General features: G+C 49.1%; 32 protein-coding genes and 1 pseudogene. 20 read left to right on the forward strand and 13 right to left on the reverse strand.

All coding sequences use genetic code 11. From position 1 onward, the window contains the following. Positions 1–114 precede the first annotated feature (114 nt). The 12 genes and pseudogenes from HV302_RS10540 to HV302_RS10590 form a co-directional block, all read right to left on the reverse strand. On the reverse strand, positions 115–339 hold the full coding sequence (locus HV302_RS10540; RefSeq protein WP_024262723.1) for a hypothetical protein: 225 nt from the start codon (positions 337–339) through the stop codon (positions 115–117). Then, complete coding sequence (locus HV302_RS10545) at positions 336–902, reverse strand: hypothetical protein (RefSeq protein ID WP_181627307.1); 567 nt, start codon at positions 900–902, stop codon at positions 336–338. The genes HV302_RS10540 and HV302_RS10545 overlap by 4 nt, the downstream gene beginning before the upstream one ends. After that, on the reverse strand, positions 899–1,714 hold the full coding sequence (locus tag HV302_RS10550; protein ID WP_407056775.1) for a BRO-N domain-containing protein: 816 nt from the start codon (positions 1,712–1,714) through the stop codon (positions 899–901). Before HV302_RS10550 ends, HV302_RS10545 begins: the two co-directional genes overlap by 4 nt. A 26-nt stretch (positions 1,715–1,740) precedes the next feature. After that, a complete protein-coding gene (locus HV302_RS10555) occupies positions 1,741–2,247 on the reverse strand; it encodes a hypothetical protein (protein WP_088902159.1) in 507 nt (168 codons plus the stop codon). After that, positions 2,244–2,414: a ParE family toxin-like protein gene (locus HV302_RS28275; protein ID WP_420022591.1), complete on the reverse strand. Its 171-nt coding sequence runs from the start codon at positions 2,412–2,414 to the stop codon at positions 2,244–2,246. The genes HV302_RS10555 and HV302_RS28275 overlap by 4 nt, the downstream gene beginning before the upstream one ends. A 19-nt stretch (positions 2,415–2,433) precedes the next feature. Further along, positions 2,434–2,686 (reverse strand): annotated as a pseudogene (locus tag HV302_RS10560) (hypothetical protein). Next, positions 2,686–3,042 (reverse strand): hypothetical protein, encoded by a 357-nt coding sequence (locus HV302_RS10565; protein WP_032948002.1) that lies wholly within the window; start codon positions 3,040–3,042, stop codon positions 2,686–2,688. The pseudogene HV302_RS10560 and the gene HV302_RS10565 overlap by 1 nt, the downstream one beginning before the upstream one ends. Positions 3,043–3,141: 99 nt before the next feature. Continuing rightward, positions 3,142–3,435 (reverse strand): hypothetical protein, encoded by a 294-nt coding sequence (locus HV302_RS10570; RefSeq protein ID WP_181627308.1) that lies wholly within the window; start codon positions 3,433–3,435, stop codon positions 3,142–3,144. Positions 3,436–3,496: 61 nt separating this feature from the next. Continuing rightward, on the reverse strand, positions 3,497–3,922 hold the full coding sequence (locus HV302_RS10575; RefSeq protein WP_071701006.1) for a hypothetical protein: 426 nt from the start codon (positions 3,920–3,922) through the stop codon (positions 3,497–3,499). Then, positions 3,919–4,110 (reverse strand): hypothetical protein, encoded by a 192-nt coding sequence (locus HV302_RS10580; protein WP_094542907.1) that lies wholly within the window; start codon positions 4,108–4,110, stop codon positions 3,919–3,921. The genes HV302_RS10575 and HV302_RS10580 overlap by 4 nt, the downstream gene beginning before the upstream one ends. Then, positions 4,107–4,310, reverse strand: coding sequence for a hypothetical protein (locus HV302_RS10585; protein WP_016150507.1), 204 nt, complete (start codon positions 4,308–4,310; stop codon positions 4,107–4,109). Before HV302_RS10585 ends, HV302_RS10580 begins: the two co-directional genes overlap by 4 nt. Before the next feature lie 280 nt (positions 4,311–4,590). Continuing rightward, the gene (locus HV302_RS10590) at positions 4,591–5,298 is read right to left on the reverse strand and encodes an XRE family transcriptional regulator (protein WP_016150506.1); all 708 of its coding nucleotides are present in this window, start codon (positions 5,296–5,298) and stop codon (positions 4,591–4,593) included. A gap of 96 nt (positions 5,299–5,394) precedes the next feature. Here HV302_RS10590 and HV302_RS10595 point away from each other — a divergent pair, with 96 nt between their 5' ends. The 13 genes from HV302_RS10595 to HV302_RS10650 all read left to right on the forward strand — a co-directional run bounded on the left by HV302_RS10595 (position 5,395) and on the right by HV302_RS10650 (position 14,047). Beyond that, the gene (locus HV302_RS10595) at positions 5,395–5,631 is read left to right on the forward strand and encodes a transcriptional regulator (protein ID WP_220131624.1); all 237 of its coding nucleotides are present in this window, start codon (positions 5,395–5,397) and stop codon (positions 5,629–5,631) included. A 1-nt stretch (position 5,632) separates the two neighbouring features. Then, positions 5,633–5,830, forward strand: a complete 198-nt coding sequence (locus HV302_RS10600) for a DUF4222 domain-containing protein (protein WP_080100505.1) — start codon at positions 5,633–5,635, stop codon at positions 5,828–5,830. After that, entirely contained in the window at positions 5,827–6,750 is a 924-nt protein-coding gene (locus HV302_RS10605; protein ID WP_080100504.1) for a helix-turn-helix domain-containing protein, read from the forward strand. Before HV302_RS10600 ends, HV302_RS10605 begins: the two co-directional genes overlap by 4 nt. Before the next feature lie 106 nt (positions 6,751–6,856). Continuing rightward, positions 6,857–8,728 carry a toprim domain-containing protein gene (locus tag HV302_RS10610; RefSeq protein WP_178317575.1) on the forward strand — a complete coding sequence of 624 codons (1,872 nt, stop codon included), beginning with the start codon at positions 6,857–6,859 and terminating at the stop codon, positions 8,726–8,728. A 1-nt stretch (position 8,729) separates the two neighbouring features. Then, the gene (locus HV302_RS10615; protein WP_181627309.1) at positions 8,730–9,041 is read left to right on the forward strand and encodes a hypothetical protein; all 312 of its coding nucleotides are present in this window, start codon (positions 8,730–8,732) and stop codon (positions 9,039–9,041) included. Then, positions 9,038–9,874 carry an antitermination protein gene (locus tag HV302_RS10620; RefSeq protein ID WP_181627310.1) on the forward strand — a complete coding sequence of 279 codons (837 nt, stop codon included), beginning with the start codon at positions 9,038–9,040 and terminating at the stop codon, positions 9,872–9,874. The genes HV302_RS10615 and HV302_RS10620 overlap by 4 nt, the downstream gene beginning before the upstream one ends. A gap of 206 nt (positions 9,875–10,080) precedes the next feature. Further along, positions 10,081–10,578 carry a hypothetical protein gene (locus HV302_RS10625; protein WP_000423994.1) on the forward strand — a complete coding sequence of 166 codons (498 nt, stop codon included), beginning with the start codon at positions 10,081–10,083 and terminating at the stop codon, positions 10,576–10,578. A gap of 545 nt (positions 10,579–11,123) precedes the next feature. Further along, complete coding sequence (locus HV302_RS10630) at positions 11,124–11,612, forward strand: HNH endonuclease (protein WP_071701194.1); 489 nt, start codon at positions 11,124–11,126, stop codon at positions 11,610–11,612. 44 nt (positions 11,613–11,656) lie between these two features. Continuing rightward, on the forward strand, positions 11,657–11,935 hold the full coding sequence (locus HV302_RS10635; protein WP_003832349.1) for a phage holin: 279 nt from the start codon (positions 11,657–11,659) through the stop codon (positions 11,933–11,935). After that, positions 11,907–12,455 carry a lysozyme gene (locus HV302_RS10640; RefSeq protein ID WP_136398001.1) on the forward strand — a complete coding sequence of 183 codons (549 nt, stop codon included), beginning with the start codon at positions 11,907–11,909 and terminating at the stop codon, positions 12,453–12,455. Before HV302_RS10635 ends, HV302_RS10640 begins: the two co-directional genes overlap by 29 nt. Next, a complete protein-coding gene (locus HV302_RS10645; RefSeq protein WP_136398000.1) occupies positions 12,452–12,985 on the forward strand; it encodes a DUF2514 domain-containing protein in 534 nt (177 codons plus the stop codon). Before HV302_RS10640 ends, HV302_RS10645 begins: the two co-directional genes overlap by 4 nt. 183 nt (positions 12,986–13,168) lie before the next feature. After that, positions 13,169–13,285: a YnfU family zinc-binding protein gene (locus HV302_RS28015; protein ID WP_233592382.1), complete on the forward strand. Its 117-nt coding sequence runs from the start codon at positions 13,169–13,171 to the stop codon at positions 13,283–13,285. Between the two features lie 87 nt (positions 13,286–13,372). Beyond that, positions 13,373–14,047 (forward strand): phage tail tip fiber protein, encoded by a 675-nt coding sequence (locus HV302_RS10650; RefSeq protein WP_136398002.1) that lies wholly within the window; start codon positions 13,373–13,375, stop codon positions 14,045–14,047. 29 nt (positions 14,048–14,076) lie between these two features. On the opposite strand, the gene HV302_RS10655 is transcribed toward HV302_RS10650, so the two are convergent. Further along, on the reverse strand, positions 14,077–14,307 hold the full coding sequence (locus tag HV302_RS10655; RefSeq protein ID WP_181627311.1) for a hypothetical protein: 231 nt from the start codon (positions 14,305–14,307) through the stop codon (positions 14,077–14,079). Here HV302_RS10655 and HV302_RS10660 point away from each other — a divergent pair. From HV302_RS10660 to HV302_RS10690, 7 genes are all read left to right on the forward strand, one after another. Next, complete coding sequence (locus tag HV302_RS10660) at positions 14,283–14,633, forward strand: HNH endonuclease (RefSeq protein WP_048217952.1); 351 nt, start codon at positions 14,283–14,285, stop codon at positions 14,631–14,633. The two genes, HV302_RS10655 and HV302_RS10660, sit on opposite strands and share 25 nt — an antisense overlap. Positions 14,634–14,789: 156 nt before the next feature. Beyond that, on the forward strand, positions 14,790–15,287 hold the full coding sequence (locus HV302_RS10665; protein WP_181627312.1) for a phage terminase small subunit P27 family: 498 nt from the start codon (positions 14,790–14,792) through the stop codon (positions 15,285–15,287). Further along, on the forward strand, positions 15,287–17,044 hold the full coding sequence (locus HV302_RS10670; protein WP_181627313.1) for a terminase large subunit: 1,758 nt from the start codon (positions 15,287–15,289) through the stop codon (positions 17,042–17,044). The genes HV302_RS10665 and HV302_RS10670 overlap by 1 nt, the downstream gene beginning before the upstream one ends. 10 nt (positions 17,045–17,054) lie before the next feature. Then, positions 17,055–17,240, forward strand: coding sequence for a hypothetical protein (locus HV302_RS10675; RefSeq protein ID WP_181627314.1), 186 nt, complete (start codon positions 17,055–17,057; stop codon positions 17,238–17,240). Then, positions 17,240–18,469 (forward strand): phage portal protein, encoded by a 1,230-nt coding sequence (locus HV302_RS10680; RefSeq protein ID WP_181627315.1) that lies wholly within the window; start codon positions 17,240–17,242, stop codon positions 18,467–18,469. Before HV302_RS10675 ends, HV302_RS10680 begins: the two co-directional genes overlap by 1 nt. Beyond that, positions 18,456–19,109, forward strand: coding sequence for an HK97 family phage prohead protease (locus tag HV302_RS10685; RefSeq protein WP_181626125.1), 654 nt, complete (start codon positions 18,456–18,458; stop codon positions 19,107–19,109). The genes HV302_RS10680 and HV302_RS10685 overlap by 14 nt, the downstream gene beginning before the upstream one ends. A 13-nt stretch (positions 19,110–19,122) precedes the next feature. After that, on the forward strand, positions 19,123–20,331 hold the full coding sequence (locus HV302_RS10690; RefSeq protein ID WP_181627316.1) for a phage major capsid protein: 1,209 nt from the start codon (positions 19,123–19,125) through the stop codon (positions 20,329–20,331). The last annotated feature ends 3 nt before the right edge of the window (positions 20,332–20,334 follow it).

Raw genomic sequence — 20,334 nt, forward strand, 5'->3', positions numbered from 1 at the left:
TCGTCGCCATCAGAATGGCATCGTGATAGTCCTGGCTGCCGCTGGTAATCGCAACGGCGTAGGTATCACTGTTTTCGCGCTTATAGATAAGTACTACAGGGTTCTGAATTTTGCTCATCGTGCCGCCTCTCGCTGGATTGTCTTGTGGGCTCGCAACATATCGCGGGATTTTCCGGACAAAACCGTCTTCATGAAGAACATTCCACTGCGGTTTGCAACTATTCCTGGAGTGCAGATCAGCGTGGCGTCTACCACCCGGTTATGTTTACGGAATTCAAACACCGTGCTGGTGATAACGATGTTCGCCACGGCGCCGTAGTCCTGGTATTGGATTTTCATGCCAGATGCTCCTCAACAATTTTGAAAGCATCATCACGGTATGGCATCACGACGAACTCAGGGTTACCGTATGTAGTGTTGATCACTGGATCGAACTGAATGCGTACCGCTCCAGCCTCACCGGAAGGGCGTAACTGGATGGGAATAAACTTTCGCTCGCGACCAAACATCTTTTCCGGATAGCTGAGGTTTTCAGCCTGGATAACCGGATTGATACTGAAATCCACTTTTTTCGGGATGACGCGTTCCATATCAGGAAAACGACCATCAACAAGTTTGATGCCAGTGATCGAGATCCGACGCTCGAACGTGTCGCGGTGAATGGCAAAGGCTTCTTTGTTGAATACCAGTTCAGTGGTTTCCGCTTTCGCCGGAACCGGTCCTTCAAACTGGACGATGATGTTTTTCTTCGTCCGGATGCCGTGCTCCATGCGCAGTGCTACATGCCCGTTAGTTGACTCGATATATTTCGGAGTGATGTGCACACCATTCAGGTAGTAACGGACATCATTTTTTGCAGCGCATACCAGAGCTGCGCGAATGAGTTTCGACTGGATGATCATGCCTCCACCTCCCCGAAGATCTCTTTCGGATCTTTACGTAGAATGAAGCCGCCAAACTCAGGGTGCTGCCAGCGCTTGCGTTTACCGCTTGGGCGAACGGATTCTTCCAGCAGCACCTGAAATGCGTGCAGGAATGATTCACGATGCACGCACAGACCGCGAACGCCAGGTAATTGCATTGATGGCAGGTTTGCGAACCGAACAAGCCGACGACAGGAAGGATCGGAAAGCCCTGTTTCCCACGAGATTTTATGCACCGGAACGAACTCAGCATCGGTATTCACGAATTCAGTCGAACTAATGCGCCGTTGTGGTAGAGAGGAAGATACAGGCGAAGCAGCAACCAGGTTGGCGCCACTCACTTCCATTACTGCTTTCATCGTCGCTGATGCGGTTGCTTCGGCCACTACGCGGGCCAGTGAAAGAATGTCATGGTTCATACTGATTTCCTGTTGTGTTGATTGAACGCCTGACGCTTCTTTACTGTAAGTTCCGGTTGTCATGATGGATGGGAGAACATCTTCGCAAACCCAGTCCTGCACACGTTCAGCGGATGGAAGCTGGCTGCGCAGGATAAGCCGGAACAAATCAGCCTGACCAGCAAGCTGAGTACCGCGCGGTTTTTCACCAAAACCCAATTCTAACGATTCGTTATAATCAAGTTTAATCAACGCCTTGCAGTGGTCTTTCAGCGCTTTTGCTGGGTTCGTATAACCGAGGGATTTAGCCAGTTTTACAGCGTCAAAGGCTGGTTTTCCCTCATAAAGAATTCCACTCATAGAAAAATTGAGTTCCTCTGAGCTGAAGGTCATTAGTTGGTTATTCATCGTTATTTCCCTCAGTGTAAAATGTGTTGAACGGGTGTTACTTCCCCAGCGCGAACGCGAGTGGCAAGATCCGTAAAGATGTCGTCTAAAAACTCTGCAAACCACGAATGACCATCTTCTTTCATGCGCTGATCGTTGGCGGAGTAGAACTTGAATACAGCCAGATATCTTTCCTGTGGTTTTTGCTCGATCAGTGCGCCTTCTACGTGTTCAATAAGCAGGTTCTCGATAAGCCCCCGCGTTAAGCCAAAAACAAACTCACCGGTTTTAAACTGATACTCACCGTCTCGGAGGCCCCAGCGTTTTTCACATTCAATCAGGTAAAGCAGGGCAACAGTTCCGCGCATGGAGTGACAAACGGTTTCAGCCCATTCATGCTGTTCTTCAGTTGTCAGCGTACCTTTGCCGTAACGATTTTCATCGAGCATCCACGCGGGGATGTGCGTACCGGACTGCTCCTGCATTTCTTTCAGTCGGGCAACTAGCTGCTTTACGTTGTCGTTTTTGTTGGTACTCATCGTTTTAATTCTCCGTTATATGTTTCATGACTCATTACTTCCCAATTGCGGCCATTGTCTTTCGATAGCATCCGCCAGCGCGGATTAACCTTCAGACTGAGAAATCCGGTGCGTCGCATACGTCGTGCATATACTCGTTTCCGCCGGTATCGCAGCAGGACCTGCATCGCCTGCAGGTGTACGCGTTCAGGTATTCGAATTGCTGTCAGTGCCACCAGTTAGCTCCTGTATACGTAACCCGGCTTCGCGGGCCATTTCGATAAAAGTGTCCAGTGCGCAAATATGTTCGTCGTCGAGCAGCCGGCGGTCGCATGTCACACGCCCTTTTTCGATGTAAAGAACCACGCGTCCGGTGAAATCCGGAAGCACATGCAGATCCACGTTGAGGACTGGGGGGGGGGATCTGCATTCCGTGAATAATTGTTTGTTGTGAGGCCATCAGTTAATTCCTCCACATACGTATTTCTCTTTCGCGTGTTTAATTAATTCCGCAAAAATCTCGTCAACAATCATCTTTCCGGTTTCGGTCAGATATTCGGTGTGTCCATTGATATCGACGCTTTTCATATACGTCTGGCGAAGAAATGTTTCCGCTTCTGTGTTGAATTCAGTCCGAGCCTGTTTTTCGAAGCGCAGCAAAAGTTTCATCATTGATTCTTCGTTAATCTCGATAACCTGAATATTGTTATCGGGCATATTTACGGATAGGCAATAACCTCCTGTCTTACGCTTCATTCGATTTAATGTCGCAATAGCAATGCGGCGGCGATAAATTTCAATGGTGTTGTTTTTCATTGTCATTACCGCCCGTAAGCCTTGCGCAGAAAAAGGTTTGCAATATGCAGATAACTATTTCCATAAGAGGCAAAAAGTTTTGCTGTGTTGTGTGCTGCTTTATCTTTCAGAAACGTCATTATTGCCCCCCCCATTTTTTGAGGTGTTCTCCATGGTCATTTGGGTCATGAAGCAAAGCTCATTAAGTAACGAGGTGAATCTTCCTGCTACCTTCACATCAGTGCGTGTGATTGCGGGCATAAGTAACTGGGTAAATTCAGCACGCAGCTCATGCGCATATTTATTGGCACACTCTGCTGTTTTGTGGGCTTTATTTATGTAAAGAAAGTCGCCATCCTGATTGGCTGGATGGACTTTGTTATTCACGATTTCACTTCTGACGATAATATTCATTTGCATTTCCTCAGGGTGAGTGATGCCACACCAGTTAAGGCGTTAATTATTTATTTGTTAATTACGAGTTTATTTTTTCAGCTTTCTTGCTGATTACTTCTTGTAGCTCGTCGAGCTTTTCAAAAACGATAGTCAGAGTTCCTATTGCAGATAATTCCTGCGGAATGCAGTCCATCGCATTACAAACCGCCATTTTGCAGTTTCCGGCTTCTGTAGCCCAGTTGTTAAGCACGCCAGATGTTAATCTCTTGCTTGCTCCTGCGGATGAATTATTGGCGCTGGCGTTCCGGGTAATGCTTTCCGGGGGTAGCATAGTGACGTATTCATTAACACCATCCAGTGTTTTCTGCATTGAGCGAATAAGGCATGCAATTGCGTTATCGGCTTCTGGCGGAAGCTCGTAGTTACGATAAATAACCTCAAGTAACGAGGTGTTTTCCACAATATCAGCTGCGACACTTTCGACTATTTCGACGGGAGTTTTCATTTTCTATTCTCCATTGCGTAATCATGAGCAGCCTCAGCGTATTGCTTTGCTAAGTAAAAAATACAATCACCAAGATCCGATTTTTCTTCTATATCGATAACCGAAATAATTAATCCAGTTTCAATCATCGCGGCTATCTGACGAAAAGCGGTTTCCGGCTCTAGGGTGAGCCCTTTGAAGGTTTTCATTGGCGTTTCTCAGATTCGTTCTGGTGGGCCTCATTTGCATAATTACAAACAAATGCAAGGAGGGTGTCGCTGATTTCACGATACTTGTCATCGTTAGTTGCAGATAACAAACTAGCAGCTTCAATGATTAAGGACATATTCTTGAAAGCATCGCGTGGGCGAGTGGATAGCCCCTTAAATGTTTTTATCGCTTCTGTCATTTCCTATCACCTCTACGTTAACTTGATGGGTTAATGATAGAACTTGCTATTACTTATTGCAATAGGTATTGCTATATGTATTGCTATTATTTTTTATGTGATTGATATCAAAAATAAAAAACAGGTATTGGCATTTGTTGAATTGCGGATAGCGTCCAACGTTGTGAAATTATGGGGAGCTGAATAGGTAGCGAGTGAGGTAAATAAAAACCCGGCACGGCGGCCGGGTTGGACTCTATTCACTTTCTGTTGCTGGGAGTGTCATTGTCTTTTCCCTGGTTTAACCATGCTTTCTGTACGTCTGTGGCATGCTGCCGATCACCTTTCCGAATATGAATATTTTGTTCATCTCTTCTTTCTCGATTGGGTCCCATGGTCGATAGGTATGGTTGTCAGAGATAACCAAGAGCTTGTCTTTCATCTTCTGCAAACGCTTAACGTGCGACGTATCGTCGTATATGAATGCGTAAATACCGTCGCCGTCAAAGTGTTGAACGCTGATATCGACGAAAAGCAGATCACCAGGCTCAATTGTTCCGGACATGCTATCGCCGCGAACGTTGATGATGCGTATCTGTTCCTGTTTTCGTCCGTTAAACATTTGACGTGCATCTTCAACTGAGTATTCCACGGAGCGCAACACCTCCACGAATTCGCTGTTAATTATTCCTGGGCCTGCACTAACCGTGAGGTCTAGTACGTCAACTCTGAAGATGTTTGGGTCTGTTTTGTTGGTAATTTCGGAGGTTGCTCGTTTGGCATCAACTCTCATTGGACCAGTCCCGTTTGACAACCACTCCGAGCGAACACCTAAAGCATTCGCTATTTCAACGATTTTTGTTGTTCCTCTGGCATTGCCAGATGTTATGCGCCATATGGTTGGCTGAGCCATATCTGCTGCTTTGGCTAATTGCCCTTGGCTCATGCCCATCTCATTCATTGCGTAATTAAGTCTGTCAGCCAGTGTCTTAAGTTTACTCTCTTGCATTTTTATAGCCTCCGCTATTGCATTCTAGTCTCGCATGATAAACAAGTCTATTGCTCATTCCAATAGCAATTGCTATTATCAATCGATAGCAATCATATGGAGTGGGTAAAGAAAATGAAATCAGCAATTGAGAGAGCTATTGACGCTGCTGGCGGGGTTAATGCTTTAGCCCGCGCGATAGGTGTTAAGCAGCCATCCGTTTCTCGCTGGAGGAAGGTTGGTGTTGTTGGGGTGGATCATGTGCCTGATGTTTCAGCTTTGACTGGAATCCCAGCGTATGAGTTAAGGCCGGATAAACCTAAATTATTCCCACATCCCTCCTCAGAGGTGTGACATGTCACACGCGAACACATCACAAGATCCGATTAAGTCACTCGATATCGATTATCGCGATCCGCGAGGTGTTGTTGTGCATGTCACCGGATGGAACCGGGAAAAGCAGCAGGTTTATTTCACTCGGCCCGGATACCCGCATGAGTGCATGCAACCGGTCTGGAAGTTTCAACAGTATTTCAAGAGGTTAACATCATGAGCAGCAAACTACAGGGCTATGTCTGGGATGCCTGCGCTGTTTCTGGTGTCAAGGGGACGCGGCTAATGGTTATGGTACGCCTGGCTGATTATTCCAGTGATGATGGGAAAAGCTATCCTGGCATAAAAACCATTGCCCGCCAACTTGGCGCGGGGGAGAGCACCATACGAACAGCCATTGCTGAACTTGAATCAGAGAAATGGCTTCGACGTGAGAATCGCCGGAATGGTAACCGCAATACATCAAATATGTACTTTCTGAATGTCGAAAAACTTGAAGAAATTGCACTTCGGGAGAGATCTGCTCTTCGTCTGGAACGACGCAAAAACAACCATTTTGACCCGTCAGATTCTGACGTATCGGATTCTGACAAGTCAGATTTTGACGCGTCAGAAATGAGTGACTCAAGTGCACTTGACCCGTCAGATTCTGGCAAAAACAACCATTTTGACCCGTCAGATTCTGGGGGACATGATCCACAAGGTTTAAAACATGATCCACAAGTAAAAGATCATGAACCACAAGAAGTGCGCGCAAAGCGCCAGAAAAAATCTTCTTTCGACCCTGCATGGCTAAAACCTGAAAACGTCAGCGCTGAAATCTGGCTGGACTGGATTAAATTTCGCCGGGAGAAGCGTCAACCGCTGACGGAAACAACCTGCGCATACCAGGCTAAGCAGCTTGCAGGCCATCAGAATGCCGATGAAGTGATCCGACGCTCAATTGCTGGAGGCTGGCAGGGATTGTTCCCGGATCGTGTGCCCAACAAGCCCGCAATGTCACTAGCTGAAAACGAAACGCTGACCGCAAGTCAACCGCCAGCTGGGTCATGGTGCACACCATCTGGAGATGGAACAGCGGAGGTATTTATCAACCAGGCCGCTATCGAGCGCATGAAGCGCGGTGGGTATCGCCAATGAAACCATTCCTCAAGAGCGTGCTGATTGCAGGTTATAACCACGGCGTTCTGAGCGAGGAATTCGTGACATGGTGTTTTGTTAAATTTGATTTACGGAGTGAGTGAGCATGACGCCCGCCGAACTTTCAGAAAAATTATGGGACAACGCCGAAAGGGTTGCAAAGTACCTGCTGCCAAAAGGTCACCTGGAAGGCAAAGAATGGTGTGTTGGGAATACCAACGGTGACGCCGGAAAGAGCCTTAAAATTAACATCGGTGGCAAAAAAACGTGGGCAGACTTCGCCAGCGGCGACAGTGGTGATCTGCTTGATTTGTGGGTGTTGGTACGCAACTGCCAGCTGCATGATGCGATGCGTGAGGCAAAAGAATTTCTCGGTCTGAAAGACGACGATCACCATTTCGAGGCGAAGAAAAAAACATTCTCCAGGCCGACGAAGAAGGGCGTGAAAAAAGCGAGCAATTGTTACGACTACCTGGCTACGCGAGGAATCACCCGCGAGACGGCGGATCTGTTCCGTGTGTCTGATGCGGTGGTCTGGTATCACGAAGAAAATCGAGAAGTACCCGCCGTGGCATTCCCGTACATCCGGAATGGCGAACTGCTGCAAGTAAAACGCATAGGTACTGAAAGACCAAACGGCAAAAAGATAATTATGGCTGAGGCGGATTGCGAGCCATGTCTCTTTGGTTGGCAGGCCCTGGACAAATCCACGCGTCTGGTTGTTCTGTGCGAAGGCGAGATTGACTGTATGACTTTCACGCAGCTTGGTTACGACGCGCTTTCTGTTCCCTTTGGCGGCGGCAAGGGTGCCAAACAGCAGTGGATTGAATATGAGTACCACAATCTGGATCGCTTTCAGGAGATCTGGCTTTGCCTGGATAACGACGATGTCGGCCGTGAAGCTGCAAAGGAAATTGCCAGACGACTTGGCGAGCATCGCTGCCGCCTGGTTGAACTCCCGCACAAGGATATCAACGATTGCCTGATGAGCGGCATGGACAGTGAGTCCATCCTGGAGCACATGGAACGCGCTAAATTTTTCGATCCAGATGAACTGTGCTCGGCAGGTGATTTACTTCAGGAAACCATTGAAGCGTTTGAGCATCGCGATGTTGGCTTGTTCACCAGCCCATGGACCTCGCTGAATTACAATTTCAAATTTCGCGCCGGAGAACTGACGCTGGTAAATGGCGTGAATGGTCACGGCAAGACCGAACTGGTTGGCCATATCGCAGTTGCTGCTATGAATCAGGGGATTCGGACGTGCATCGCCTCTCTGGAACTGAAGCCAGGGAAAATGTTGGCTCGTCTGACGCGGCAGACTATCTGTACCGCATCACCGAAGCGCGAAGAAATCGTTATGACGAACGAATGGTTCTCCGATCGTCTGTGGGTGTTCAAACTCACCGGCACCGCGAAAGCTGGCCGTCTGCTGGAAATCTTCGCCTATGCCCGGCGTCGGTATGGAATCGATCTGTTCGTTATCGACAACCTGGCGAAATGCGGGCTCGATGAGGAGGACTACGGCGGACAGAAAGAATTTATCGACACCCTGTGTGACTTCAAAAACGAACATAACTGTCACGTCCTTCTGGTGACGCACGCCCGCAAAACCAACGAAGCGGCACCGACCGGGAAAATGGATGTTAAAGGCACTGGCGCTTTAACTGACATGCCCGACAACGTTATGGCGGTCTGGCGTAATATCCCGCGCGAACTGGCCCAGCGCAAAGCTGAAAGAATGGGGTATGAGAGTCTTGATAAGGACGAACAGACTGCTATCCAAATGCCCGCCTCGATGATTCGCCTGTTGAAACAACGTGAAGGGGAGGGCTGGATCGGAGACATAGGGGCTAACTTTGATTCCCGCTCACACCAGTTTATCGAGGGTGATAAAGGGCCCTTCAATTACTTGGCCGGCAAACAGCAAAGTGAACTTGATATTGAGTGGGAAGCCACCAACGCAACGAGGTATTAAAATGGATCGCCTAATTAGAGAAATGTCGTATCTCTTTACCAAGCAGCGTTTTTTGGAGCTTCAGGAAACAGCAAAAGACATCGCAATCGGTCATAGTGATTTCCCTGAGTGTTTCGGTCTTATTGCTGACGCCATCGCTGAATTTGTTGAAGACACTCCTGATGATGAGTGGCGAGAGCATGAAAAAATCATTATGCACTACGTTGCAATGCGATCGATATCGCTATGGGGGAAAGGCCATAAAGTTACCGATATTCAGTGGGCGCATCCTGGATGGTTTGGCACTGCCGAGAAGGGAGACACTACCCAATGAAACTGGAAGCATCACTCAAACATTTCAGCCCTCAGGGAATGCACATCAGCGACGACGTGAAAGGAACCTCTCCGGATCGTATCACCGGCACTGATGTTATGGCGGCCATTGGTACCACCAGCAGCCGCGCGCGGTTTGGTCTGGCTGCCTTCTTTGGTAAGACCGGGATCAGTAAAAGCGATGAGCAGCTCGCAGTTCAGGCGCTGGCACGCCACGCAATGGAGACGGCACCAAAGAATGTGCGCAAAGCAGCCGATGGTGAGTTGGGATGGTGCATGCTGATGCTGGCGCAATTTGCCTTTGCTGAATACTCGCGTTCGGCGGCCACCAGCGTGATGTGTCACACCTGCAGCGGCAGCGGGAGAACATCCCGCACACAAACCACGCGCAAAGTATCTTACCCGTGGGGTAAAGCACCATACTGGGCCAGCTGCTCTCGCGCAGTTCGTCCGTCAGACTGGGAGTTGTGGACAGAAGTTACAGAGATTGTGCCTGCTGTCTGTGACGCTTGTGAAGGGAAAGGAACGATAAGCGCCCGATGCCGTTGTGGTGGAAAGGGGGAGGTGCTCGACCGCATCGCGACAACAGAACGTGGTGCGCCGGTGTTTAAAACCTGTGAGCGCTGCTCTGGAAACGGTTTTTCATCGGTGCCGTCTACTGCGGCATATAAAGCGATTCTGAAGCGTGTCCCGGATCTGCACGTCAGAACATGGACCCGCAACTGGAAACCGTTTATGGAATCGCTGGTAGATATCTGTCGCAGGGAAGAACGTAAAGCTGATTCAGCTTTTCAGTATATGACCAGTTTGTGTGACGATACGCGTGATATTTAGCATTTTCGCGACGCAGGACTTGATTTTGTCCGAAGTTGTCGTGTATGCTTCTAATCATGGATACGTGCATCCAAATGAAACTGATTATGAACCCTGCCATTCGGCGGGGTTTTTGCTTTCCGCACTCAGTGTAAGTGAAATATAACCATGTGCTTTCAGGGTGAGTTACTATGCAGATTCCTTTCAAAAGTTGTCTGGAGAGTGGCATGGAATTAACATTTAAGGATCTGAAAGAAAAACGCACTAAACTGGTCGAGGCGCAATGGAAGTTACAGGATAAACTTCAGGAGAAGGCGAGCGAACTACTACGAGAGTATTCAGGTTCTCTTGATCTTACATCTCGTGAGTGGACTGGTTCTGACGGAACAAGATGGCCTTATGTGGACATTGGTATTTGGGAGGAGGAGGGGAAGTTCTTTCCTGTCTTAATCCCCCAACTCAATATGGACAGCCGTTACCACTTGAATTTCGTGATTGCAACCACTCTTGATGATTCTCCGCTAACAGGTGGCTACAGGCAGGGCGTAAGCATCTCACTCTGGTATGAGAACTCATCATTTTATGCTGAAGTAGGCTCAGGAGACGACGTCTCCCGTTTTTCTGTCTCATCTCAGCTGGGTGGATTTTATCAGGTATGCAACGCTATTAAGGCGTTAATTAGCTCTTCTATGGATCGCGCCATGCCAGATATTCCAGCGAATTAATAAAGCATAAACATCTTTCAGGGCTATGCAAATGCATGGCCTTTTCTATATCCCGTTGTGAAATGTTCGTGAGGCATGGGTTGTCAGCCAAAGGATCACCGGGAGACACCCGGCACCACGCATCCATTATTGCATAGCAAAAAGGCTCACAACGGTGGAACTTTTAGCAGGGCGAAAAAAAGCCCGCATTGGGTTGCGGGCATAACAGAGAACAAATAGCTAATATTCAAGTTGTCTTTCATCAACTTGTCAGAAGAATTTAACCTTAAGAAAAATTGATGTAAAGACAATATTGATTTCTGGTTACAGGCTGCGCATTTGCGTGGCCTTTTCTATTTCAGGCTCACGGGAATCATCCGCTACGTGCTTTGTTGATAAATCCAGCCCGTGAAGCCTGACCTTTTCATCACACACAGCGCCATGCCCGGCGCTTCAGCAACACAGAGCCTTTCAGGAATGAGTCTCGGAGGACCACCGTTATAAGCGGCGGCTTCTCTGTGGGCGGTGTTTCTGGGCAACGAGACTTATTCACTAAAGGGTCACGCATGGAAATCAAATACGAAGATTATTTTTCCTATCACCCAGGTTCGCCATCATTTTTGATATGTAAGAAAAATATTGGGCGGAAAAGGTCCGGGGAATTTCCCGCGGTCACGATGCATCCATCTGGGTATCTGGTCATCACCGTATTAAATAAAAAATTCCAGTTGCATCGATTTATCTGGGGAGTCACGCGCGGCGAGATACCTGATGGGTTTTGCATAGACCATATCGATGGGAATAAGACTAACAATCTCATTGAGAACCTAAGGTTAGCCACCCTGAGTCAAAACTCTTGGAACAGGAGGAAGCAAAGCAACGGTGACCCCTACTTTCCAAAAGGCATATGCGCATTTAAATCCGGTGGGTACGTCGCTCACATACAGCGCAATGGTCGACGTTGGCATAAGTATTCTTATGATTTATCCGAGCTAATGGCATGGCTTAACGCTAAGCGGGCTGACTTACATGGCAGCTATGCAAATTATGGCTAACTTCCCACTATTACAGCGCCATCCGAAAAATCGGAGGTGAGGCTATGACCAGAATGAGCACCATTTACAGCAGACTTTCATATGGAACAGGAACCACGCTGACCGGCTGCGGTGTATCAGCGAAGGCATACGCCGAAACAGCTAAAACAGCAAAAGAGGTGTCCTGGATGTTGGCCGACAGAATTGCAGGGTTAAGCCTGAGCGACTGGGCAATTATTGTCGGTATCGCATGCACGGTAATCACCTGTGCAGTGAACTGGTATTACCGGAAAAAGGAAAGGGAGGACCGGCTTAATGGCAATGTCACCAAAGCTGAAGAATAAACTGAGCGCAGCGGTCGTTGGTTTGATTCTTGCCGGGGCTTCCGCGCCCGTTATTCTCGATCAGTTTCTTAATGAGAAAGAGGGTAATAGCCTTACGGCATACCGCGACGGTGGCGGACTCTGGACCATTTGCCGTGGCGCCACGATGGTTGATGGTAAGCCAGTAGTTCAGGGCATGAAGCTGTCTTCTGAGAAATGCGCCCAGGTAAACGCCATAGAACGCGACAAAGCGCTGGCGTGGGTTGAGCGAAATATCAAGGTACCATTGACCGAACCACAGAAAGCCGGGATCGCGTCTTTCTGTCCATACAACATCGGCCCCGGAAAATGTTTCCCGTCTACGTTCTATAAGCGCATCAATGCTGGCGACCGTAAAGGAGCCTGTGAAGCGATCCGCTGGTGGATAAAAGACGGTGGCCGCGATTGTCGCCTGACCAAAGGGCAGAAGAATGGTTGCTACGGACAGGTAGAACGGCGGGATCAGGAAAGCGCGCTGACGTGCTGGGGGATAGACCAGTGAACCTGCGCTATCAGTTCATTGCTATTTCGTTGCTGGTGGCCGTTGCATTCATCGCCGGTAGTGTATGGAGCAGCCGCGGTTGGGAAAAGAAGTGGGCAGAGCGTGACGGTGTGGAATCGTCGCAAACCGCGAACGCGCAGACTGCCGCCCGCATGATTGAACAAGGGCGAATTATTGCCCGTGATGAGGCTGTAAAAGATGCACAAGCACAAGCCGCAAAATCTGCTGCCACTGCTGCTGGCCTGTCTGCCACTGTTAGCCAGTTGCGTACCGAAGCAACAAAGCTTGCCGCCCGCCTGGACGCCGCAAAGCACACCGCAGATCTTGCCGCTGCCGTCAGAAGCAAAACAGCCGGAGCCGACGCAGGATTGCTCGCCGACATGCTCGGACGCCTTGCAGAAGAAGCTCGATATTATGCTGGACGAGCTGACGAAAGCTACCGCGCTGGAATGACGTGTGAGCGGATTCATGACTCGGTGAGAGAGTCAAATAACCAACAATTAGCTTCGCAATCAGCAGTCGCCAGATGAAAGAAAATAAGCATGTACTGGCTATTGAGCATGAGTACATTATGCATCCACATTTGCTAGTTGGACGACAGTAATTGGTTAATAATTGAACGGAATGCGGTATGATAAACCACATTCATTAAAAGGTCAGCCATCATGTCATTCTTCGATTACGCAATGCAGCGTGTTGGGCTTGTAGCCAATATGACTGTCACGTGTCCGATATGTGGACATAAATCCACACACTCGACCACGAAAGTACGCCAGCAACAGGCGTTACTTTGCCCTAAATGTAAATCGCTGTTTGTCATTCACAGGTAGTGGGTCGCGATACAAATAACCCCAGGCCTCGCAATAGCGGGGCTTTTTTATGCGTATCACACATCCACATGTAAAAGGAAAAATACCATGAGTAACAAAATCATTACGCTATCTGGCGCTGCTAATGAAGTGCTTTATGCGCTGTTTTTCCGTGGCGCGTTGCTGTCTGGTGATCTGCCTTCTAAATCTGGCACAGCCGAATTGCGCGAGCTTGGTTTTGCTGAAACCAGACACACAGCAACCGAATACCAGAAAGAAAATCACTTTACCTTTCTGACGTCAGAAGGTCAGAAATTTGCCGTTGAACATCTGGTCAATACGCGTTTTGGTAAGCAGCAATATTGCACTTCGATGACGCTTGGCGTTGAGATTGATACCTCACCATTTGTTGTGAAGAACGGTGAGGTATTCATCAAGGAAGCCAATATCGCTGGTGGTTCTATCCGCGCTGCCGAATTAGAAAAGCCTCAGCCGGTGACCAATATCTACAACATCAATTTTGGTGCTCGCAGTGATGAACCGGCACAGAACCAGGTAACCATCAGCGCCGACAAATTCGAAGTTAACTCTGGCGTCGATACCAATCTCGAAGCGGTGCTTGGTAACTCGCTGAAAAATGCTGCTGAATGTGCGGCGCTGGATGTCGCAAAGCAAATGGCAGCAGACAAGAAAGCAATGGATGAATTAACTTCCCATGTCCGCAAGGCCATTATGATGGAATGTTTCCCCGGTGGCGTTATCTGGCAGCAGTGCCGTCGATAGCCTGTGGAGGTCATATGCGTCTCACTGTATTAGATGACGATCCCGGCAGGAAGATTAATCTCGGTGTAGAGCGATACGCTGTTTTTCTCGATGGTATTGAAGTTAAACATGTCTTCACTGCTGACGATGAGAAGGGCGAAGTAATCGCTGCTGTTCTCGATGAGCGTGGTTATATGACGACAGATAACGGTGAAGTGAAGCGGCAAACGCTTTACGGTTCCGTGAGGATTGAACCATGCCAGCGTTAATCCCTCGCGCATGTCGCAAGCGAGGTTGTCCCGGTACGACTACTGACCGTTCAGGCTACTGTGAGCAGCATCGCAATGAGGGCTGGCAACAGCACCAGCAGGGTAAGAGTCGCCATGAGCGTGGCTACGGCAGTAAGTGGGATATCAAACGAGCCCGTATCCTGAAGCGTGACAACCATCTGTGTCAGAACTGCCTGCGTACTGGACGCGCTGTCGCGGCCACAACCGTTGACCATATCAAGGCTAAGGCGCATGGGGGGACCGATGATGATTCGAACCTTGAAAGCCTGTGCTGGCCTTGCCACCGCTCGAAAACAGGGCGCGAACGCTTCAAATGATAGTGATTATCATCAATGGGCGAGGAGGGGAGGGGGAGGTCAAATCCCTGTAGCCGAGAGCCCAAAGGACCGCCGCCTAGCCTTTCTTCACATCGCCGCAGGTTAGAAAACTTTTTTTGGGTTCCCCCAGCCGATGATTAATAGGAGTTTTCGATTATGTCAGGACCGCCGAAAACCCCTACCCATCTGCGTTTGGTGAGGGGTAACCCTTCCAAACGACCAATCAACAAAAACGAGCCGCAGCCACCTAAAGGGGTCCCCCCAATTCCCAAGCATTTCGACAAGCAGGGGAAGTACTGGTTTAAGCGGATGGCCGAAGAACTTGATGCCATTGGCGTCATATCTCAGCTGGATGCCAGGGCTCTGGAGTTGCTGGTAGAGGCATATACGGAATACCGCCATCATTGTGAAACGCTGGATCGGGAAGGTTATACCTATGCGGTATACAGCGACGATGATGCTGATGAAGGGAAAGAACGTGAAATACGCATGATCAAGCCGCATCCGGCAGCCATGATGAAAGCTGATGCCTGGAAGCGACTTCGCGCGATGTTAGCGGAGTTTGGTATGACTCCTTCCAGCAGGTCTAAGGTCAGTAAAGACAAACCAGACGATGATGATCTGTTAAGTCAATTTCTAAATTCGAGGGACTGATGGCAAAAGTTACTGATGGCATACGTTACGCCGAACGCGTCGTTGCCGGGGAGGTTATTGCCTGTGAATTTGTCCGTCTTTCCTGTCAGCGATTTCTTGATGATCTGAAGCACGGTGAAGAACGTGGCATCTATTTCAGCGAGCCCCGCGCACAGCACATCCTCAATTTCTATAAATTCGTGCCTCATGTTAAAGGAGCACTGGCAGGCCAGCCGATTGAGTTGATGGACTGGCATGTTTTCATTCTGATCAACATCTTCGGTTTTGTTATACCTCTGGTAAATGAAGAAACAGGCGAAGTTGTGCTGCGTAATGATGGCAGCGGTCGTCCGGTAATGGTCCGCAGGTTTCGCACGGCATATAACGAAGTTGCCCGTAAAAATGCTAAATCGACATTATCCTCTGGCGTTGGTCTTTATATGGCAGGCGCCGATGGTGAGGGCGGGGCAGAGGTTTATTCCGCAGCGACAACGCGGGATCAGGCTCGCATCGTTTTTGAAGATGCGAAAAACATGGTTAAAAAAGCGAAACCTACACTGGGGCGACTGTTTGAATTCAATAAACTGGCGATCTACCAGGAGCAGACAGCATCCAAGTTTGAACCGCTTTCTTCTGATGCCAACAATCTTGATGGTCTCAATATCCATTGTGGCATCGTCGACGAACTTCATGCGCATAAGACCCGTGATGTCTGGGACGTTCTGGAGACTGCAACCGGCGCACGATTGCAGTCTCTTCTGTTTGGCATAACGACAGCCGGGTTTAACAAAGAAGGGATTTGTTACGAGCTGCGCGATTATGCCATTAAGGTGCTGCGTGGCTATAACAGCGAAGTGGAAGGCGCGGTGAAGGATGACACCTTTTTCGCCATCATCTTCACCCTGGATAAAGATGATGATCCGTTTGATGAAACGGTCTGGCAAAAGGCTAACCCCGGGCTGGGTATCTGTAAGCGCTGGGATGATCTTCGCCGCCTGGCTAAGAAGGCCAAAGAACAGGTTTCTGCCAGGGTTAACTTCTTCACCAAACACATGAATATCTGTGTAACCGCTGAGTCAGCCTGGATGGATATGATTAAGTGGGAAAAATGTGAGTTCATAGCCCCCCGTCATGAGCTGAAAACCTACCCGATGTGGGCTGGCGTGGATCTGGCCCACAAGATTGATATTTGCGCAGCAGTAAAACTCTGGCGGGCAGATAACGGTCATGCGCACGCAGACTTTAAATTCTGGTTACCCGAAGGACGACTGGAAAAATGTTCCGCTCAAATGGCGCAGATGTATCGCAAATGGGCTGAGCTTGGGAAGCTGGAACTGACCGATGGTGATGTTATCGATCATGCGCAGATTAAAGCTGATTTTCTGGAATGGATTAGTGGCGAAAACCTGAAGGAAACAGGATTCGACCCTTGGAGCGCAACGCAGTTTAGCCTGGCTCTGGCAGAAGAGGGGGTACCGCTGGTGGAGGTTCCGCAGACGGTCAGAAACTTTTCTGAGTCAATGAAAGAGGTGGAGTCTCTGGTTTATGGCGGGCGTTTTCATCACAGCAATCATCCGGTTATGAACTGGATGATGTCTAACGTCACCGTCAAGCCTGACAAAAACGACAATATCTTTCCGAACAAATCCACTCCAGAAGCGAAAATAGACGGGCCTGCCGCCTTGTTTACCGCAATGAGCCGCATGCTTGTAAACGGCGGCGAACAACAGGACAGCCTCTCTGACCATCTGGAAAGTTACGGCGTCCGTTCATTATAAAGAGGCAGTTATGATCCTGATGATTCTCGCCCCACTGATCGGGGTGATGGGCGCTATTTTGCTTTCGTTTGGTGTATGGATGATTTATCCGCCAGGAGGCTTAATCAGTGCGGGTATGCTTTGCCTTATCTGGTCATGGCTGGTTTCCCGCACGCTTTCGCTGTCCCGGAAAACATTGCGAGGAGGGGCTGACTGATGTTTTTCCCCGGAATGTTCAAAAAAAGTGACACCCCTGTCACTACTCCGGCAGAACTCGCTGAAGCAGTGGGAATGACTTACGACACCTATACAGGGAAAAGGGTAAGCAGCCAGAAAGCCATGCGGCTTACAGCAGTTTTCGGTTGTATCAGGGTTCTTGCTGAGTCGATGGGCATGCTGCCCTGTAACCTGTACAAGATAACCGGAAACAGTAAACAAAAAGCGACTTCTGAAAGGCTGCATAAATTACTGACGATGAAGCCAAATGATTACATGACCCCCCAGGAGTTCTGGGAACTGGTCATTGTCTGTCTTTGTCTTCGCGGTAATTTTTACGCCTACAAAGTTAAAGCGCTTGGCGAGGTGGTGGAGCTTCTTCCCATTGACCCTGGGTGTGTTGAACCAAAGCTTAACAGCCAGTGGCAGCCGGTTTACCAGGTAACATTCCCCGATGGCTCAACAGATGTGCTTGGGCAGGATGATATCTGGCATGTCAGAACGCTTACCTTTGACGGGCTGGTGGGGCTGAACCCCATAGCCTATGCAAGAGAAGCAATATCTCTGGGAATGGCAACAGAGGAACATGGGGCGCGGTTGTTCTCAAATGGCGCGGTTACCTCCGGCGTACTCCGTACTGAACAAACGCTCACTGATGCTGCTTACGCAAGGCTGAAAAAGGATTTTGAGGATCGTCACCTCGGGCTGAGCAACGCGCACCGACCAATGATTCTCGAAATGGGACTGGACTGGAAGTCGATGGCGCTCAATGCGGAAGACAGTCAGTTCCTTGAGACCAGAAAATTTCAGCTGGAGGAAATATGCCGCCTGTTCCGGGTGCCGATGCACATGGTGCAGAACACTGACCGCTCTACGTTTAACAATATTGAAAACCTCGGCATGGGGTTTATCAATTATTCACTCGTTCCGTATATGACCCGCATTGAGCAGCGAATCAACATTGGGCTGGTGAAGGTATCAAAGCAGGGTGTGTACTACGCAAAATTCAATGCCGGCGCATTGCTGCGCGGGGATATGAAGTCGCGATTTGAGGCGTATTCAACAGGCATTAACTGGGGTATTTACTCACCAAATGACTGCCGGGAACTTGAAGAACTTAACCCACGCGCAGGCGGAGATATTTACCTTACGCCAATGAACATGACGACGAAGCCGTCAGACAGCAGCAAGAACAAAACAACAGAGGAACAACATAATGCCGATGACTAAACAGCGGCTGGACATTCCGCTACAGCTAAAGTCTGTCAGCGACAGCGGGGAGTTTGAAGGCTATGGCTCTGTTTTTGGCGTAAAGGACAGCTACGATGATGTTGTCGTGCCAGGCGCTTTTTCGGCCTCCCTTCAGGCATGGAAAGAAAAGAATGCTCTCCCTGCATTACTCTGGCAGCACCGTATGGATGAACCCATCGGTATTTACACTGAGATGAAAGAGGATGAGGTTGGCCTTTATGTTAAAGGCCGGTTACTCATTGATGACGATCCTCTTTCGAAACGCGCACACGCCCACATGAAGGCCGGTTCTTTAACCGGCCTTTCTATTGGTTACATGCAGAAAGACTGGGAATATGACCGTGTTAAGGGCGTGTTCCTTCTCAAAGAGATCGACCTGTGGGAAGTCAGTCTCGTCACGTTTCCGTCGAACGATGAAGCGCGTGTAAGTGATGTCAAAAGCGCATTTTCCCGCGGAGAAATCCCTTCTCAAAAAAGTATTGAACGAGTCCTGCGCGATGTTGGGCTCTCACGCACCCAGGCTAAAGCATTCATGGCCGGGGGTTATAGCTCACTTTCACAGCGTGATGTTGATGAAGTGAGTACCGCACTGGATGCACTGAAAAACATCAAATTTTAATCAGGAGTTAATTATGTCAGTTGACGTTAAAGACGTAGAGCAGGTCGCGCAGGAACTGCAGGCGAAGTTTGATGCGTTCAAAGAAAAGAACGATAAGCGCCTGGAAGCAGTTGAACAGGAAAAGGGCAAGCTGGCGGGGGAGGTTGAAACCTTAAACGGCAAGTTGTCTGAACTGGATGAGCTTAAATCTGCGCTGGAAGAGGAACTGAAGCAGGTTAAACGTCCAGCCGGTGGTCCTCAGAGCAAAGCCGCAAGCGAACATAAAACCGCTTTCATTGGCTTTATGCGTAAGGGTAAAGATGACGGGCTGCGCGAACTTGAACGCAAAGCTCTGCAGGTCGGTGTGGATGAAGATGGTGGCTACGCCGTGCCGGAAGAGTTGGATCGCACGATCCTTAATCTTCTGAAAGATGAAGTGGTGATGCGCCAGGAGGCGACAACCATCACAGTCGGCGGCGCTAACTATAAAAAACTGGTTAATCTCGGCGGTACGGCTTCCGGCTGGGTTGGTGAAACTGATGCCCGCCCGGAAACCGATGCGTCTAAACTCGGTCAGATTGAACCGTTCATGGGAGAAATTTACGGTAACCCGCAGGCGACTCAAACCATGCTGGATGATGCCTTTTTCAATGTCGAAGACTGGATCAACAGCGAACTGGTAATTGAGTTTGCAGAGCAGGAAGAAATCGCCTTTACCAGCGGTAACGGGACGAAGAAGCCGAAAGGTTTTCTGGCATACGCTTCCACGCTTGATCCGGACAAGACTCGTGCATTTGGTACTCTCCAGCACATTCTCTCTGGCGCTGCGGCAGGCGTAACGGCTGATGCGATCATCAAACTGGTCTACACGCTGCGTAAAGTGCATCGTAATGGCGCTAAGTTCATGATGAACAACAACAGTCTGTTTGCTATCCGAATCCTGAAAGATTCAGAAGGCAACTACCTGTGGCGTCCTGGTCTGGAACTGGGTCAGCCTTCCTCTCTGGCCGGGTACGGTGTGGCAGAGAACGAACAGATGCCGGATATCGCGGCTGATGCTAAAGCAATTGCCTTTGGCAATTTCAAGCGTGGTTACACCATTGTTGACCGCATCGGCACCCGCATTCTTCGTGACCCCTACACCAAAAAACCATTCGTTGGTTTCTATACCACCAAACGCACCGGGGGAATGCTGGTGGATTCTCAGGCCATTAAACTGCTGCAGATCGGCACTGGCGCTTAATTC

This window comes from Citrobacter sp. RHBSTW-00859, from assembly GCF_013729795.1.
Classification (GTDB): Bacteria; Pseudomonadota; Gammaproteobacteria; order Enterobacterales; family Enterobacteriaceae; genus Citrobacter; species Citrobacter braakii.

Bases quoted from the DNA above. Each gene is read 5' to 3' on its own strand.
- HV302_RS10620 (WP_181627310.1), top strand. From the start codon at position 9,038: ATGAAACTGGAAGCATCACTCAAACATTTCAGCCCTCAGGGAATGCAC.
- HV302_RS10590 (WP_016150506.1), bottom strand. From the start codon at position 5,298: ATGCAAGAGAGTAAACTTAAGACACTGGCTGACAGACTTAATTACGCA.
- HV302_RS10665 (WP_181627312.1), top strand. From the start codon at position 14,790: ATGTCAGGACCGCCGAAAACCCCTACCCATCTGCGTTTGGTGAGGGGT.
- HV302_RS28015 (WP_233592382.1), top strand. From the start codon at position 13,169: ATGACTGTCACGTGTCCGATATGTGGACATAAATCCACACACTCGACC.
- HV302_RS10610 (WP_178317575.1), top strand. From the start codon at position 6,857: ATGACGCCCGCCGAACTTTCAGAAAAATTATGGGACAACGCCGAAAGG.
- HV302_RS10570 (WP_181627308.1), bottom strand. From the start codon at position 3,435: ATGAATATTATCGTCAGAAGTGAAATCGTGAATAACAAAGTCCATCCA.
- HV302_RS10575 (WP_071701006.1), bottom strand. From the start codon at position 3,922: ATGAAAACTCCCGTCGAAATAGTCGAAAGTGTCGCAGCTGATATTGTG.
- HV302_RS10545 (WP_181627307.1), bottom strand. From the start codon at position 902: ATGATCATCCAGTCGAAACTCATTCGCGCAGCTCTGGTATGCGCTGCA.
- HV302_RS10625 (WP_000423994.1), top strand. From the start codon at position 10,081: ATGGAATTAACATTTAAGGATCTGAAAGAAAAACGCACTAAACTGGTC.
- HV302_RS10640 (WP_136398001.1), top strand. From the start codon at position 11,907: ATGGCAATGTCACCAAAGCTGAAGAATAAACTGAGCGCAGCGGTCGTT.
- HV302_RS10675 (WP_181627314.1), top strand. From the start codon at position 17,055: ATGATCCTGATGATTCTCGCCCCACTGATCGGGGTGATGGGCGCTATT.
- HV302_RS10565 (WP_032948002.1), bottom strand. From the start codon at position 3,042: ATGAAAAACAACACCATTGAAATTTATCGCCGCCGCATTGCTATTGCG.
- HV302_RS10680 (WP_181627315.1), top strand. From the start codon at position 17,240: ATGTTTTTCCCCGGAATGTTCAAAAAAAGTGACACCCCTGTCACTACT.
- HV302_RS10635 (WP_003832349.1), top strand. From the start codon at position 11,657: ATGACCAGAATGAGCACCATTTACAGCAGACTTTCATATGGAACAGGA.
- HV302_RS10540 (WP_024262723.1), bottom strand. From the start codon at position 339: ATGAAAATCCAATACCAGGACTACGGCGCCGTGGCGAACATCGTTATC.
- HV302_RS10580 (WP_094542907.1), bottom strand. From the start codon at position 4,110: ATGAAAACCTTCAAAGGGCTCACCCTAGAGCCGGAAACCGCTTTTCGT.
- HV302_RS10670 (WP_181627313.1), top strand. From the start codon at position 15,287: ATGGCAAAAGTTACTGATGGCATACGTTACGCCGAACGCGTCGTTGCC.
- HV302_RS10605 (WP_080100504.1), top strand. From the start codon at position 5,827: ATGAGCAGCAAACTACAGGGCTATGTCTGGGATGCCTGCGCTGTTTCT.
- HV302_RS10630 (WP_071701194.1), top strand. From the start codon at position 11,124: ATGGAAATCAAATACGAAGATTATTTTTCCTATCACCCAGGTTCGCCA.
- HV302_RS10595 (WP_220131624.1), top strand. From the start codon at position 5,395: ATGGAGTGGGTAAAGAAAATGAAATCAGCAATTGAGAGAGCTATTGAC.
- HV302_RS10585 (WP_016150507.1), bottom strand. From the start codon at position 4,310: ATGACAGAAGCGATAAAAACATTTAAGGGGCTATCCACTCGCCCACGC.
- HV302_RS10600 (WP_080100505.1), top strand. From the start codon at position 5,633: ATGTCACACGCGAACACATCACAAGATCCGATTAAGTCACTCGATATC.
- HV302_RS10655 (WP_181627311.1), bottom strand. From the start codon at position 14,307: ATGCGCGAGGGATTAACGCTGGCATGGTTCAATCCTCACGGAACCGTA.
- HV302_RS10615 (WP_181627309.1), top strand. From the start codon at position 8,730: ATGGATCGCCTAATTAGAGAAATGTCGTATCTCTTTACCAAGCAGCGT.
- HV302_RS10555 (WP_088902159.1), bottom strand. From the start codon at position 2,247: ATGAGTACCAACAAAAACGACAACGTAAAGCAGCTAGTTGCCCGACTG.
- HV302_RS10550 (WP_407056775.1), bottom strand. From the start codon at position 1,714: ATGACCTTCAGCTCAGAGGAACTCAATTTTTCTATGAGTGGAATTCTT.
- HV302_RS10660 (WP_048217952.1), top strand. From the start codon at position 14,283: ATGCCAGCGTTAATCCCTCGCGCATGTCGCAAGCGAGGTTGTCCCGGT.
- HV302_RS10650 (WP_136398002.1), top strand. From the start codon at position 13,373: ATGAGTAACAAAATCATTACGCTATCTGGCGCTGCTAATGAAGTGCTT.
- HV302_RS10685 (WP_181626125.1), top strand. From the start codon at position 18,456: ATGCCGATGACTAAACAGCGGCTGGACATTCCGCTACAGCTAAAGTCT.
- HV302_RS10690 (WP_181627316.1), top strand. From the start codon at position 19,123: ATGTCAGTTGACGTTAAAGACGTAGAGCAGGTCGCGCAGGAACTGCAG.
- HV302_RS28275 (WP_420022591.1), bottom strand. From the start codon at position 2,414: ATGCAGGTCCTGCTGCGATACCGGCGGAAACGAGTATATGCACGACGT.